The organism is Actinoplanes derwentensis, from assembly GCF_900104725.1.
Classification (GTDB): Bacteria; Actinomycetota; Actinomycetes; order Mycobacteriales; family Micromonosporaceae; genus Actinoplanes; species Actinoplanes derwentensis.
Window position 1 is genome coordinate 6095273 of record NZ_LT629758.1, and the last position, 13767, is coordinate 6109039.

Consider the following 13767-nt stretch of genomic DNA (forward strand, 5'->3'; position numbering starts at 1 on the left):
CCAGGCGCGGGACCGATGGCCGCCCAGGGACTGGCGTCCTTTTCGTCTTGGCGATCAGCTGCCCGTTGTGCCTGACTTCTTGCCTGCCAGGGTCTTCGACTTCTTGCTCTCCTGGCTGGCATGTAATAGCGCCGCTATGCATGCAGGAACCGTACGGGCGCTTGCAAGACCGTGTCAGCGCCGTCGAGGTCGGCGAGTCGGGCTGCAAGCGTCGCCATGGCGAACCGTTCCGGCAACGCTTGGCTGAACTTGAGCCCGTCGAGGGCCTTCTTGTTGACGTCGGGGAGGCAGAGTCGCTGACTGGCGTCGGCGATGAGGGCCCGCCATTCGGCGGGGGTGACGTTTTCCCGGAGTCGGATGTGCCGGTCATCGAAGCGCTGGATCGGGTCGACGACCTCGGTGAGGGTTGCGGCGAGGGTGGCGTTCGCGCGGAAGCCTGCCCAGGTCCACCAGCGGAGGTCGTCGCCGCGGTGATCGCGCAGGATGACGCTACCGCCTGGGTGCACCAGTGAGGACTCGTCCTCACGCACCTGCGCGAGGCGGTCGATGGCTCGGCGGGTGAGATTCACCGGCGGGTCAGCACCGAGCAGTACGTCACGCATGGCACGGCTCAGTTCGAAGCCGAGGCCCGACCAGCCGCCGGTTGTCCAGCGGGCTTTGCCGCCGCCGTCGGCGGGTTCGACGAAGCAGCGGCGGCGGCGCCAGTCGATGTAGGTGACGCGCCAACTGCGTCCGTTGAGCAGGAGTCGTCGGTCGCCCTGAACTTCTTCGGTGAGTAGGGCTGGGTCGACGCGGCCCAGTTCTTCGCGGCCGACGAGCACGGTGAATTCGGGTGCGCCGGTGAAGACGGCGGTCATGCCCATGAAGTGCCGGTGTCCGAAGCGCCGTTCGGCTTCGGGCCCGATGAAGAGCATGCCGCCGTCGCTGTCGAGATAGCCCTGGTCGATCAGGTGGCGCAGGATCGGGTCGGCGCTGCGGTCGAACGGTGCGAGTCCGTTCCACCACTGCGCCCAGGTCTGGTCTCCCGCTCGGTGTTCTTGCAGGCAGAGCGCGAGGATCTGCTGTGCGGCGATGTGCCGGGGTTCGGGTGGCGCGATGACGGGCTCCACCCATCCACGGCCCCAGAGCAGCAGCAGGGCAGCCGCTTCGAGTAGGGCGTCGCCGTCGCGGGTGAGGAACAGACAGTTGCGGATGCTGCCAGGTCGGCGCCCGGTGCGTCCGAGGCGCTGGAGGAACGAGGCCACCGTCGCAGGTGTGTCGATCTGGATGACGCGGTCGAGATCGCCGACGTCGATGCCGAGTTCCAGGGTGCTGGTGGAGACGATGACGCAGTCGCGGGCTTCAGCGAACGCTTCCTCCGAGCGGCGCCGTTCGTCGGCGGAGAGCGAGGCATGGGACAGAAACGTGGTAATGCCTTTACCTCGCAGCAGGCTGCCGAGCTCTTCGACCGCTTGCCGGGACTCGCAGAAGACCAGGCGCTTCTCCCCAGCGTGGAGACCAGCAATGATTTTGGCTGCGTTCTGGAGGGAGCCGACGTAGTCGAGTTCGATTTCTCCGGGCGGCACAGCGGGAACAGGTTCTCCCGGCACGAGGACAGGCAGGTCTGGCGCGACGACGCGTGCCGGGCGGGTACCGGCGCCCGAGCCTTGCAGCCAGGTCAGGAGCTGGCTCGGATTGCCCACGGTCGCGGATAGCCCGACTCGTTGCACTGGCCGGCCGATCAGGTGGGTGAGCCGCTCTAGGACGGCCAACAGGTGCCAGCCCCGGTCGTCGCCGGCGAAGGCGTGGACCTCGTCCACCACGACGGCTTGCAGGCCGGCGAAGAACGCCCGATGGTCGACTTTCTGGCTGACCAGCATCGACTCCAGGGACTCCGGTGTGGTCAGCAGGAGGTCGGGGCGGGCGGCCAGGATGGCTTGCCGTCGGGACGCGGTGACGTCGCCGTGCCAAAGGGTGGCCTTGCGGCCGAGCCAGCTGGCATATCTGTCCAGCCGGGGCTGAAGGTTGTTGAGCAGTGCCTTGAGCGGGCAGAGGTACAGCACCGACGTACCGGACCAGCTCTCTGCTGTCATCCGGGAGAGAAGCGGGAAGGCCGCGGCCTCGGTCTTGCCGCCCGCGGTCGGCGCCAGCAGCAGGGCGTCCTCGCCCGCCAGCAACGGCTCGACTGCCGCTTCCTGCAGCGGCCGCAGGCCGGGCCACTGCAGGGAGTTGACGATGTGGTGCAGCAGGACCGGATGGAGCAGGTCGGCGGTGCTCACAGGTCGAGGGCGATCTCGTCAGCGCTGGCGGCGTTGCGTTCGACGTCGGTCATCTCGGCGGTGGTCATCGTGGGGGCATAGTGCTGGCGGGGGTCAAAGTCGGGGAACTGGTCGACCCGGTCGAGAACGTCACTGACGAGCTTCTTCAGGTAGAGACGGGGCACGATGCCGACCTTGCCGCCGAGTCCTCCGGCCACGGCCCGCGCGAGCTGATCGAGGTAGGCATCGTCGACGAGGTCCCGAACCCGCTCGGCCGCGGATGATCCGTCGGCGTAGAGGTCACGGACCCGGCCGCCCAGCTCGACCAGGGAGTCAACGGTGAAACCCGGTAGCCGGATCTGTACGGCACGTGGGTTGTCGAACCGGGGGTCGGTGTCGAAGTCGACGGCGAGGCGCTGCGCCAGGGGTGCCAGGCGCTGCACACCCTGTTGCCCGTCATAGAAGGCGGGCGTACCGGTGATGACCAGATACAGCCCTGGGAAGCGGCCGGAGTAGACCTCGTCGATCAGTTGCCGCAGCGCGTTCAGAGCCTTGTCTCGGGCGTCAGAACGGACCCGCTGCAGCGTCTCCACCTCATCGAGCACGAGCAGCAGGCCTGGATGGCCGCTGTCGCGCAGCACGGCGAGAAGTCCCTGAAGGAAACTCAGCGCAGCGAAATGGTCGAGGTTGCCTTTGACGCCCGCTACCCGTCGCGCCGCAGCTGCGACGTGCGGCTGGCCGCCGAGCCAGGCCAGGACCGCGTCTGCGGTGGCAGCGTCCCCGGACAGGCTTGCGGTTCGGTACCCGCGAAGGGCGGCGGCGAAGGCCGGCGCGCTACGGCTCACCTCGGCAAGTCGTTGATCCAGCAGGACGCTCACCGCGTGGTCGAGAGCCGCCGCGTTACCGGGGTCGACCTCATCGGCGGCTAGTACGTCTTCTTCCAGGGCGTAGAACCAGCCGTCGACGACCGAGCGTAGGGCACTGGGTGGGAAGGTCGTGGTGGTGAGCCGCTCGGTGAGCCTGCGATAGACCGTCTCCAGCTTGTGCAGTGGTGTCTCGTTCTCCGAGATCTGCACTTCGGCGGTGGCCAGGTTGGCGCGTTTGGCGCGGTCAGCGATCCAGCGTACGAAGAACGTCTTGCCGGAACCGTATTCACCGCGGACGGCTTTGAAGACAGAACCGTTGGCGGCGACAGCTTCGATGTCATCGTCGATGGCCCGATGGAACCGGTCAAGGCCGACGGCGAGCAGGTCAAGACCGGTCGAGGGTACGGCTCCGCGGCGCAGGGCGTCGATGACTTCGCGGCGTCGCAGCGGGCTGACAGCGGTCACGGGCGTTCCCCGGAGAGCCGGAACTGTTCGCGCAGGAGGCGTATGTCCAGCCGTACGGTGCGCCCGTCGTCGATCAGGGTCAGCACCGGGTAGTTGTCCACGTTGAAGACGCGCTGCAACGTGCTGACGAACCCGGTCGCGCGGGCGGGGATCTCGCCGGCGCGTTCGGCGAGGACCGCCGCCGGCAGCACGCCCTTGGCCTCCACCAGGGCGCGCACCGCTGCCTCGACCTTCTTGATGTCGAGGCGACGGGGCGTCAGCGCGTGCTGTGCCGCGAACAGTTCGCTGTTCTTCAGCTCCTCGACGAGGTCGGCGTTGCCGGACGTTGTCGCAGGTGTCGGCGAGGCTTGCGGGATGTCGAACAACGCCTCGCCGGCTGCGGCGGGTGCGACCGTCGGTTTACGGCGTGACTTGGGCGCGGCAGGCGCAAGCTCGGGGGTGATCGTTGCCGCAGAGGTAGTTGTTTGCCACCAGTCCGGGCTGCGTACTTCGACAGCTGACCAGCCCGCCGGCACCTCGGTCACGTGCGGCAGGAGGAAGGCCAGCAGAGGGATGGTGACCTCGGCCAGTGATGCCCCGCCGTGGTAGCCGGCCTTACTGGGCCGGTAGCGCAGCTGCGGGTCCCACAGCGCGATGATCCGGTTGTCCGGGGCGACGACCCGCGGCCCGGTCAGCTCCACCTCGCCGAGGCTGGCTGGACCGGGACCGGTCCGGTGCCGGGCGGAGGTGCCGTCGGCCGCTCGCACGTGTTCACCGCCGCGTTCCAGGACGTGCCCGTGGTCGCTGGTGATGACGACGGCACGGCCGGAGGACCGGGCGAGATCGAGCAGGCTGCGCAGGAAGCCGACATCGCCGAGCTGCCATCCGGCCTCGCTGCCTTCCCTGCCGTGGGCGAGTGACTCGTCGACCGTGTTGATCACGACGGCGACCAGGTGACCGGAGTCCGCCACCGCGTCGGCCAGGTCACCGGCGAACACCTCGCCGGGCCCGCCGCGAGCCGGCCCTTTGTGGAAGATCTTGGCGTCCTTGCCCCATCGGCCTTCCGTGAAGAAGCGCTTCTCGTTGTCCTGGGTGCCGCTGCGAAGAGCACCGGCGAACAGCGACGTTCGAGAGACGGCGGTCAGGGTGGGCAGGGCTGCGACGACGCCGCGTCGCCGCGAGGTCCCTGACCCGGCGAGCGGGTCGTACTCCACCCAGTGCTGCGACAGCTCGTCGGCCAACTGGATCGCAACGGCTGCGCTCATGCCGTCGAGCACGACGAGAAGGACCCGGCGATCGGCCCGCAGAAGGGGCTCGACGACACGCGGGAGCAGGTTCTCGACGGTGAGCAGCCCGCCGTCGTTGCCGGGCCCCGCGGTGGCCCAGGCCTGTAGCCGGCCCGCGAACGCCTGGTCCAGGTCGCGCCGTCGTTGCTGGGTCCGTTCGTAGATCTCCCGGAACGCCGCTTGCAACTCGGGATGCACGTCGTCGCCGGCCCAGACGTGGTCCGCCGCCACGTCCACCCAGCCCCAGTCGGAGATCTGCCGGTCCACTCCGTCGGCGACACTTGCCGGTGGTTGGACCTGTTCGCCGAGCCAGCGGACCAGTCGCTGCGCCATCTGGATCCGGCGGACGCGTTCGGGTTCGGCGGCGGCCAGTTCGTGGTCAACCAGACTGCTGACAGCCGTGCCGAGTGCCGGGTCGTCTGCCTTGTGCAGGGCGGCAAGGAGCGCGGTGGCAGCGGTGCCGATTCTGCGGGTGAATCCGGTACGCAGGATGGGGCTGTCGGCAGCGCTGGAAACCGCCCCGAACTGAAGCAGCAGTTCTTCGGCACGGTCCAGCACGGCGTGCCCGTGCCGCTTGGCCTCTGATTCCGGCGCGGACAGCATCCCGCGGACCACCTGGACGACGGCGTCAGCGAAACCGGTGACGGTCGCGTCGTGGTCCAGTTTGCCGAAGTACTGGTCGATACGTCCCCTTGCTCGGATCGCCTCATTGCCACGGGTCCGCCAGACCGCATGGCAGACCAGTCCGAGCGGCAAGGCGTCGTCGCCGTGACCGGCGTCGACGAGCGCGAACAACGCGCGTGCAGGACTCCCGTACTGGCCGGTCAGCCACGACTGGAGGCCTTCTCGTTCGGCGGCCCGCAGTAACCCGAACCCTTCGACAGCCCCTGGCTCTGCGCTCCAGCGCAGCAGGGCGTCGACGTCGAGATCGTCGGGTCCCGCTCCACGCCGGTCGAGACCGAGACGTACGGCCGCGAGGTGCCGCAAGGCGACGTCACGGGTCAGCACCGGCGTGGTCAGCTTCGGCCAGCCCGCGGGCGGCATCGCGTCGACCAGCGCTTCTCCGGCCCATGCTTCCTGTTCCAGGGCGCTGTCGGGTTGCCGGGCGCCGAAGGCCTCGACGACCAGGTCCCACGGTTCCATGGTGATGATTCGATGACGGAAGACGCGGCTGCGGACACCGTCACCGAGCGTGGCTTCGGCAAGGTCGGTGAGCAGCACCAGCACCTCGTTCGGCCGGTCGGTGACCAGCTGGTCCCAGATCGCCAGCGGGGATTCGCACGCAACGACGCGGGCGATTCTCCCGTCAGGCAGCGCGATGGTCTCATCGTGCGGCCAGGCCGGCTCGGCGCGCAGCAGGATCACCGGGTACGTACTGCCGTTGCGATGCCGTTCGAGTTGCTGCGCGACCTTCTGCCGCAGGGCGATCGGGTTGACCCGCAGCGCTCGAGCCGGCACGGATGCCTGAGTCACGGCACGATTCTCCACGTCACCTCGATGGCACCGGTGCCGTGGTCGGCAGCGAAGGCCCGTACCTGCTCGACCGCCTCGTCCACAGTGGCGGCGGTCACGGTGACTCGCCCGGCAGGCGGAACCCGGTCCTCACCGCCCTGCTTCGGAGGATCGATGATCGGCGGGGTGACGATCGGCGTCGTCGGTTTGCGTGTCGCTCGGCGCAACAGTTCGGTGGCGGCACTTCGCGCACGCCCGAGGACGGGTGCCAGCGGAGTCGTCAGCTCATCGGCACGGGCGGCGGCACGTACCTCCGCGAGGATCGATGCGGCCTCGGTGGCGTGCGGCTCCGACAGGCCGGCGATGATCTCGAAGGTCTCCCAGGGCGCACCGGACAGGGCCGAGGACACCTGAGAAGCGCTCTTGACGCTGCGCCCGGTACGGTCGGCCGGGCCGCCGAGGTCGGCGCGGGCCAGCCGCTCGATGACCTCCACCGCCGGCAGCCGCTCCTCCAACGCCGCGAGCAACTCGGAGGCGGCGCGGGCGGTCGCCAGCCGTCCCGGACCGGACTCCAGGTCGATCTCCAGCCACTTCGCATGCTGTTCCAGACGCGCGACAAGATCGTCGGCGGCGGCGCGATGCTGGGTCGCCTGCCGGGCCAGGTCCCGCCCGAAGATCGTCATCAGCCGGCCCCGCCGCAGCGCAGCAGACCGGAAACCGAAGATCGCAGTCGCGCGGCTCTGGGCTTCCTCCCAATCCTGCGGGCTGGGCAGCCGCTGCTCCCGCAACGTGTAGTCGGCGTTGATCCGTCCGGGCTCCGGTGGTGGGCTGACCTCGCCGCCGTGCAGGAAGAACGCCCGGTCGGTCTGCTCGGCGAACGTCGCCACCACGAGCTGGGCAACGATCGGGTCGAGGCCGCGCGGGTTCGGGTCGTCGATCCAGCGCAGCAGGTCACCGACACGGATATCGCCGTCGATGCCCTCGCTGGCGGCCTTCTGCTGGAAGTGCTGCGCCCAGCGGCTCTCGATGACGAACGCCGCCTCGTGCATGGTGCCCAACTCGAGAGGGTTAGCGATACGCCGCATGATCTGCCGGTGCGGCCGGTCCACCTCGACGCGGCCCTCGGTCGATTCGACCGCCTGCCGGACGTAGTCGAGGACCGTCTTCACATCGGCTGCCTTGACCAGGTCGCCCTTGCGGTCGGGGTCGAAGTCCGGGTGCGCCGGGTACTGCTGGGTGAGCATCTGGTCGCCGAGGCTTCGCAGCGCGTCGGCGAACGCCGCCCCGATCGGCAGCTTCGGCTCCAGAACCCGGGTGAGCGGCTGCAGATGATCGTCGAATCCGATCCGGACGTCGGTCGGAAGCTTGGAGGCCAAGCCGTACGCCTGGCGCAGCACGTTCTGCATCTTGGTCAGCAACGCGCTGCGCTGATTGGTCAGCGCACCGTGAGCACGACGCCGATCGTCGGGGTTGAGGTGCTCGGCGTGGCTGTCGAAGCGCTGACCTTCGAGCAGTTTGTCGATGATCACGAGCTTTCCTAGCTCGTTGAGGCGTTCCACGGTCAGTGCGGCCGGGATCCAGCACACCGTGCGTGCGGTAGTCCTGCTGAGCAGCTCCTGCACACGGTTCCGGTCGTCGGCCGGGCCGTGGCTGCCGTCGTCGAACGGGTAGTCGATGATGATCCGCCAGTTGGACGGGTTGTCGGGGTGGAACGACTCGTCGCGGATGTCGTTCTGGTCGCGCACGTTGCCGTACACCAGCTCGATGGTCCGGCGGCTGCCGCGCCAGGTGAGACCGGCTTCGGTGAAGAATGAGTCGTTCCAGGTCACGCCGAGCTGCTGCCACAGCAGTCGCTGAACGATGTGCTTGCGGGCACCCTCGTTGTCGTAGTGCTTTGCCGTGGACAGCACGCTGCCCACGTCGACGCCGACCAGTTCCAGGGAGACGACCGGGTCGTCGCCCTCGCTGATCCGAATCTCCGGAAACTCGCCGGCCCAGTCGCCCAGCTTCCGGGAAACCTGAGCGACCTCACCGCCGGGAATGGGGCTGGTGATGCTGCCGTGGTTCAGCGCCGACAGCCGCCGGGCCGTCAGGTTCCGCAGGGCCGGCACACTCGGCGCCAGCGACGCCAGCAGCAGCGTCTTGATGAGCCGGTCGTCGCCGGTAAACGCGCGCACCCGGCCGGCCACGTCGGGCGGGAGGGTGGCACCGCGGAGGGCCGCGTCCAGGTCGTCATCGGTCAGGCTGTACTGGCCTAGCAGGTACGGGCGCATCTTGAGGGCGTACAGCTTCTGGGCCATCTCGAACTCGGCCTTGAGTTTCTCGGTGAACGGCTGGTCACCGCCGCTGCTGATCACGTCGTAGAGGTCGCCGATCGGCACGAGCTGGCCGAGGCGCAGCGTGTCCCGGCGGTCGACCAGCAGTTGCCGCATCAGCTTCAGGGCGGTGCGGGAGCGCTGCAGCGCGCTGGAGACGTGCACGAGCGTGGAGAGGAAGGCCGGGCTGAACGGGTACGTCGACCGGAACGCGTCGATGTCGGCGCCGCTGGCCGCGTCGGTGCCCAACAGGGTGTCGAAGACCTCCCGGCGAACCTTGGTGGTGGCGTCGAAGGCACGGGAGATCGCGGCACCAGCCTCGTCATTGCGGGGCTTGAGGATCCGGCGGCGGGCGATCTCCGGGAGGTTGCGGTCCTCCAGCTGGATGACGTCGAAGCGGCCGCTGGCCAGGTTGAGGGTGTCCTGGTAGCTCAGCTCGTTGGCGCCGGTCACCTCCTCGCCGACGAGTTCGCGCAGGTCACGCTGCCGGGCGATGAAGCTGACGATGGGAATCGGCCGGCGGGTGTTGCCGCCTTCGACGAAGTTGGTGATCTTCTGGATCTCGCGGGAGACGAACTGCTGATCGCCGATCGAGTTGGCCAGCCAGAGGATCAGCTCGTCCAGGAAGAGGATCAGCCCGTCGTACTCGAGTTCTTCCTTGGCGTGCCGGCTGATCTCGGTCAGGCCGCGGTCCAGGGAAATGAACGCCTCGGCGTCCTCACGGGCGTTGCTGAAGAAGCCCTTGTTCCAGGTGGTCAGCAGGTCGTTGACCATCTTGCGGCGCAGCTCGTCGGAGTAGGTGCCGCCGAACGCCTGATCCAGCAGCTCACTGGTCCAGAACTTCTCGGTCTCGCCCCATTCGTCTTCGGTGTCGCCACCGGGCAGCCCGTCGATGAACTGTTTGTCCCCGATACGGCGGCGCAGGTCGGCGGCCTGCTCCAGCAGCGCGTCGGTGCGGTGCACCGCTGGGATGGGCTTGTCGGGGTGCAGCGCGCGCACCGTGTCGACGTAGCCGCCGAGAACCCGCTGCTCCAGCGAGCGAGCATCAAGCAGGTGGTACGGGATGAGCAGGAACTTGCGCCCGTCAAGCCATGCACTGTGCTTGTTCAGCAGCGGCGCGAACTCGTCCCGGCCTCGGGCCGCCTGGTCGCCACGCAACAGTGCGTGCAGCACCGCCATGAAGTGCGACTTGCCGGAGCCGAACGAGCCGTGCAGGTAGGCGGCCTTGGAGGCGTGCCCCTCGATCGCCGACCGGATCAGCCCGAGCGCCTCGTCGAAGTTGCCCAGCAGCCGGTCGGTGACCACGTACTCCTTGAGCGTGGCATTGGCGTTAGCGACGCTGTCGGCGAGCTGGAGGACGAAGTCGCTGGTGCTCGTCCGCTCCGGGATGTCGATGACCTCACGGAGCAGCGGCATGGCGCTGGGCTGTGACATGCCGCTTACCGTATAACTCCAGCGCTGAAGCTGACACGACGCTCCGCCAGGTGACCGCTAGAACGATCACTGGCACTTCCCCGAGCGGCGGAGCCGAGCCGACTGCTGTCGACCCGGCTAATCACCCTTTAGCCTGATCTGCGGCTTACGCCTTCGCCCGGCGCCCGCGGGTCGGCTTCGCCGGCCGCCAGGAAGTCATGGCCTCGTCGGTCAAATGCAGCCGGCCAGCGGTTTCGAAAAGGAACCCGGTGTAGGTGTCTGCCGGGGACTCGCCCCAGACCGGATCGAACGCGCCGTGCCACTGACGCACCCACGGCAGCACCTCGCGCAGACCTGCGAGCAGCGGAAGCAACCGTGCCGCATCCCAGTCATCCTCCTGCTCACGCGCAACGATCAAGGTGGACAGGGCCTGCGCCTGCTCCCGCTGATCCCAGCCAGCCCACCCGATCAGCAGCGACGGGGCACCGTCACGGCTGCCCCCCGGATAGGAAATAAACCGCTCCTTGGGTACGTCGAGCTTGCCCCGATGCCGCCAGTAACTGGTCTTCAAAAAGTCCGCCGAGCCGTACTTCGGCGGCACCGGTATTTTCTTCCGGAACTCCCGCTTGGCCGCCTCGTCCGGCAACGCGTCCTCCTCGCGCTGCAACTCCCACACGTGCTCCCAGTCGGCCCGCTTCGCCAGCCCGGAATCCTTGTAACGCAATGCCGCCAGGTGCGGCACATGCTCGTCGGCGATCAGGTCCGCGATTACCTTGCCGAGGTCCTGACCCGGCGCATAAAGACCAGCCACCGATAGTACGTCTTCGTCACGCCGCAACTCGTCGGCAAGCTGCGAGGTGGTCAGCGGACGAGGCTGCTCTATACCGTCGACGTGGTGGAACCACAAGTCCCACGCCTCGCACCGGTCCAGGAGCCAGTCCCGCAGCGCTTTGGCCTGCATTGCGTCCCAGCCCTCAGTGGCCCAGCGGCGCTTGCACTCGGGCCGCTCGATCAGCGCAATGTTGCGGTTGCCCTCGATGACCGCAATCCGCTGCTTCACCACCGACTGGTACTCGGCCGTCCAGTGCTCAGGCAACTCGGTGATCGGCGTTGACCCGTGCCGCGCGAACCACTGCGTCTCCAGGCCTTCGTCACGCATCTTGCGGGCCAGCACGATCTCGAACGCCCGCTCCCCGAGTCGCAACTCGGGCACCGACTCAGCCGGAGCGATCAACTCGTCGTCCAGCAACCCGTAGAGCGAGTAGACCTGCCAGTCCAACTCCTCCTGCAGCGCGATCATCCGAGCCCGAATCGAATGCCACTCCCGCTCAGCGGCAGACAACCGCTCCCGACTCGGCACCCCAGAAGCCGCGATCTCCGCTGGCCGCACCGCAGCAAGCCGCCGCGCCAGCCCATCCAACTTCCGGGTCAACCCCAGCGGGTACGACGTCGGCAGCGGAAACTCCTGCAGCTTGGTACCGGTGAACTCGTAGAAATCTTCGAAAGGAACAGTCGTCTGACGTGCGCCGCGAGAGTCAACCGTACTGCCTTTGTTGTGACTTACCTGCTTGAGCCAGAAGCAGGCGGTCGAACTGTTGAGCACCCCGAGCAGCCGCAGGTGATCGTCCTCCGACGCCCCCTCCACCAGCTTAATCACCGGCGCTGAACGGTTGAAGGCCTTGCCACCCCGATCCAACACAAAGTGGTTATGCGTAGCCACAAACGCGAAAGAAAGAGACCACTCGTTCGCCTTCTCATCTCGCGGAATTTGATGCCATTCAAACCAAGGCCGGGCGTCACTGAAATAGGTCCCTCGCGAGAATGTAGCTCGGTTTCCGAGATCATTCCTAGAAGGCCACAAGCGTTTCTCATGCTGCGGCATAACGGCTAGCTGAACCAGCCTTCGGTCTGCGTCATAGGGGTAGAAAGCGTGGTCTCCGTCAAGAGTCGCCCAGTCGCGCTGCTCATCACCCACCACCAGCCGGCGATGGTAGTCGCCTTCGACTTTCAGGCGCGCGAAAGCAGCAGCCGGTGCGGTCATGGCTTCGTCTGCGCCCATAACTCCATAGAAGCCGATGCGAAACAAATTTGATCCAAGATTGACGGCGGAGGCAGTCTCGATCGATTGCAGCAGACCGCCTGCGCCGCCACCGGCCAGACTCCACGGAAAGTTCGCGAGAGCCGACCGAGATGTGTCGGCGACGCTGATCCACTGACTTTCGGATCCGGGAGTGTCGACCTGACAAACGATGGCCTGCCATACGAGGCCTTTCCGAGGGTCAGACGGAGCGCTCGGTTCGCCGCGAATACCCATGACCGTTCGGATCGTACTGAATCTGCCTACGTTAGTGTTGCGGCCGGCCAGGATTACAGTCGGGGTGCCATGGCCGGGAATGTAGGCGCCGGAAGTGTCGATGACGTGCGTCAGGTTAACCTCAAGGGCGAACAGCTTTTCGATCATCTTCTTGCCGAACTCGCGCTTCATGAACGAGTTGGCGGTAATCTGGCCGACGAACCCGGCGTTCTTGCCTTCGCCGTCGCCCTGCTTCGCCAGTTGGAAGAAGCGCTGCGCGAATGGGACCGACAGCGCGTACTTGCCGGAGCAGGCGTCGTACATCTCGCGGTAGGCGTCGTTGAGGCCCTTGTCCTTGACCGTGATGTAGGGCGGGTTCCCGACCACGACGTGGTAGCTGCCGGCGGTCAGGATGCCCGGGTGCTCGGCGACGTCTTCGGTCGCGTAGGCGAACTCGGTCATCGGGTCCCCGCCGAAGAGCGTGCCCGCCCGGTGCTTGATCAGCGAGTCGCCGACTGCCAAGTGCATTGGGAAGACGTAGTCGGCCGCCTCGGCGAGCGTCGTGATCCCGCTGGCGCGCAGAGCCGCTACCAGCAGGCGGAACCGGGCGATCGCGACCGCGAACGGGTTGATGTCGACGCCGTGCACCGCGTCCAACGCCAGCCGGACGCGCTCGTGGGCGTCTCGGTTGGGCGCATGTCTTTCCCATTGCTTGAGCAGCCGATCGAACGCACCGAGCACGAAGTGGCCCGAGCCGCAGGTAGGGTCGATCATCTTGACCTGGTCATGCCCGAACTCGTCGATCGCCGGAGTCAGTGTCAGGTCGAGGATGAACTCCTCGACGAACTCCGGGGTTTGTAGGAGGGCGTAGGTCTTCTTGGCGTACTCGGAAAGGTCTTGATAGAGGTCGCCGAGGAACCGAGTGTCCCAGAGTTCGTCGCGGAAGATGTGCACCAGATCGCCGGACTCGCCGCGGCGGCGCCAGAAGCTGATCAGTTCCTTGGCGGCGTCGTGTGACATCGGGATCTGGTAGAGCGGGTTGTGCCGCTTGTCGAAGAGCGACTTGCCGGCCTGGGTGCCGCCGATCGCGTCGAACCCCTGGTGCAGCCAGTCGCGCAGCGTCTTGTCCGGCTGGTCGCGGAAGAACTGCGCCTCCGCCTCCTCGGCCAGCACTAGCCGGTCGCCCGGCCCGGCCAGGAACGGCTCCGGCAGCAGACCGTTGTCCTCACAGAAGCGGACGAAGACCGTGCCGAGAACCCACGCCACCGCGGCCTGGGTGACCCGCTCGTCGCGCCAGACTGTCCAGGTGGCGGCGGTGCGGCCGACCTCGAATGCGCGGTCGTACTCGCCGCGCAGCCGGAGGCGCACCTCCTCGACCGACTCGACCTGCTCCCGCAGGTCCTTTTCTAGGGTCTTGACCTGCTTCTGCAGGTCACTCAAGAGCAGTTTGCGGTCGATCAC

The 13767-nt window shown here is 67.2% G+C and carries 5 protein-coding genes; all 5 read right to left on the reverse strand.

Annotated elements, in window-relative coordinates; all coding sequences use genetic code 11:
- Positions 1 to 134: 134 nt before the first annotated feature.
- The 5 genes from BLU81_RS26640 to pglX all read right to left on the reverse strand — a co-directional run bounded on the left by BLU81_RS26640 (position 135) and on the right by pglX (position 13767).
- A complete protein-coding gene (locus tag BLU81_RS26640; RefSeq protein WP_092547191.1) occupies positions 135 to 2258 on the reverse strand; it encodes a DEAD/DEAH box helicase in 2124 nt (707 codons plus the stop codon).
- Positions 2255 to 3568, reverse strand: coding sequence for a BREX system ATP-binding protein BrxD (gene brxD / locus BLU81_RS26645; protein ID WP_092547193.1), 1314 nt, complete (start codon positions 3566 to 3568; stop codon positions 2255 to 2257). The genes BLU81_RS26640 and brxD overlap by 4 nt, the downstream gene beginning before the upstream one ends.
- On the reverse strand, positions 3565 to 6306 hold the full coding sequence (gene pglZ / locus BLU81_RS26650) for a BREX-2 system phosphatase PglZ (protein WP_092547195.1): 2742 nt from the start codon (positions 6304 to 6306) through the stop codon (positions 3565 to 3567). The genes brxD and pglZ overlap by 4 nt, the downstream gene beginning before the upstream one ends.
- Positions 6303 to 10034 carry a BREX-2 system ATPase PglY gene (gene pglY / locus BLU81_RS26655; protein WP_092547197.1) on the reverse strand — a complete coding sequence of 1244 codons (3732 nt, stop codon included), beginning with the start codon at positions 10032 to 10034 and terminating at the stop codon, positions 6303 to 6305. Before pglY ends, pglZ begins: the two co-directional genes overlap by 4 nt.
- A gap of 145 nt (positions 10035 to 10179) precedes the next feature.
- Entirely contained in the window at positions 10180 to 13767 is a 3588-nt protein-coding gene (pglX, locus tag BLU81_RS26660) for a BREX-2 system adenine-specific DNA-methyltransferase PglX (protein ID WP_092547198.1), read from the reverse strand.

Bases quoted from the DNA above. Each gene is read 5' to 3' on its own strand.
- pglY (WP_092547197.1), bottom strand. From the start codon at position 10,034: ATGTCACAGCCCAGCGCCATGCCGCTGCTCCGTGAGGTCATCGACATC.